The organism is Kineococcus indalonis (assembly GCF_009906395.1).
Lineage (GTDB): Bacteria > Actinomycetota > Actinomycetes > Actinomycetales > Kineococcaceae > Kineococcus > Kineococcus indalonis.
On record NZ_JAAALM010000754.1, the window covers coordinates 1 to 1,397 of the forward strand.

Annotated in this window: 1 protein-coding gene; it reads left to right on the forward strand. The window is 78.2% G+C overall.

Going from position 1 to position 1,397, the window contains the following annotated elements; genetic code table 11:
- The first annotated feature begins 152 nt into the window (after window positions 1–152).
- Window positions 153–1,031, forward strand: a complete 879-nt coding sequence (locus GTR00_RS20835; protein ID WP_166613432.1) for an NERD domain-containing protein — start codon at window positions 153–155, stop codon at window positions 1,029–1,031.
- Window positions 1,032–1,397: the final 366 nt, after the last annotated feature.

The following is a 1,397-nucleotide window of genomic DNA, read 5'->3' on the forward strand; positions in this document are numbered from 1 at the left end:
GAGGCGGGCGGCGCGGGGCCGGGTTCCTGCCACGCGCTCACCGCCGCACCGTACGACCCGCCGCCGACACGGGGTTCCGGTCCCCGCCGGGCGCGGTGCGCCGACCGGGTGAGGGTGCTCAGCCTCGCCGCCGCGCGCGCCGATGCAGGGGCGTGGTCCCCCGTTCCTCCGTGCAGGCCGCCGGCCGCGGCGCCGCCGAGCAGGCCCGCAAGCACGCCGCGCGCGCGGAGGAGCTGCGCCGGGAGCTGAGCCGGGTGGAGCGCGAGCAGCGCAACTGGGAGGCCGGCGCGCACGGCGAGCGGCTCGTCGCCGAGGCGCTGGCCGCGCTGGAGGCGGACGGCTGGACGCTCCTGCACGACGTGCGCTGGCCGGGCCGGCGGCGCGCGAACCTCGACCACGTCGCCGTCGGACCCGGCGGGGTCGTGGTCGTGGACAGCAAGAACTGGACCGGTGCCGTCGCGGTGCTCGGGGACGAGTCGCGCGTGGGGAACCGGTCGCTGGCGAAGGAGCTCGCCGGGGTCGCCGCCGCCACCGCGGCCGTCACCGCGCACGTGCCCGCCCGGCACCGCCGCGACGTGCTGGGCGTGCTGTGCCTGGTGCAGCAGCCGGTGGCGGCGCACGAGGTCGGCGCGGTGACCGTGGTGGGGCGCGGCGAGGTGGCTCAGCTGCTGCGGGCGCTGCCGCGCGTGCTCGCCCCGCGCGAGGTCGAGCGGCTCGTCCACGTCCTGGGGCGGGAGCTGACGGCCCCGGTCGGGGACGAGCCGCTCACCGGCGCGGGCGTGCCCGCACCCCGGGGCGTCCCGGCAGCGGTTCCGCGAGCGGCGGTGCGGCGGCCGGTGCGGCGGCCGGTGCGGCGGCCGGTGCGGCGGGGTGCGGGCCGGCGTTCACCGCGCGGCGCGCTGGCCCGGGCGCTCCTGGTGGTGCTGGCCGCTCTCGTGGTGCTCTCGGTGTCCCAGCGGTGGGCGTCCTCCCCCGGAGGGGTCCTGCCGGGGGAGCCGGTGGTGACTCAGCAGCCGCTCACGGGCCCTTGAGGGCGCCCGGACGACTCAGAGCTTGCCGAGCTTGATCGCGTCGACGGAGCGGACCTCTCCGGAGGAGAAGCGGACGGTGACCCACTGGCTGGCCTCGACGGAGACGACGGTGCCCATGCCGTGCCGGTCGTGGGTGACGCGGTCACCGGCGGTGAACTCCTCGGCCTGCGGCTTCGGTGGTGCGGGCTGGAACGGGCTCGTCGGGAGGTGACGCCGGGTCGCACTCGCACGGGTTGACATGCTCCGAGTGTCCCTCACGTTGCGGCTCCTGGGAACCAGGAGCCCGCGGCGGGTGCCTCCGCACGGGTGACGCGCTGTGCGCCGGCGGGTCACCCGACGGCGCACAGCGCGTCACCCGTGCGGAGG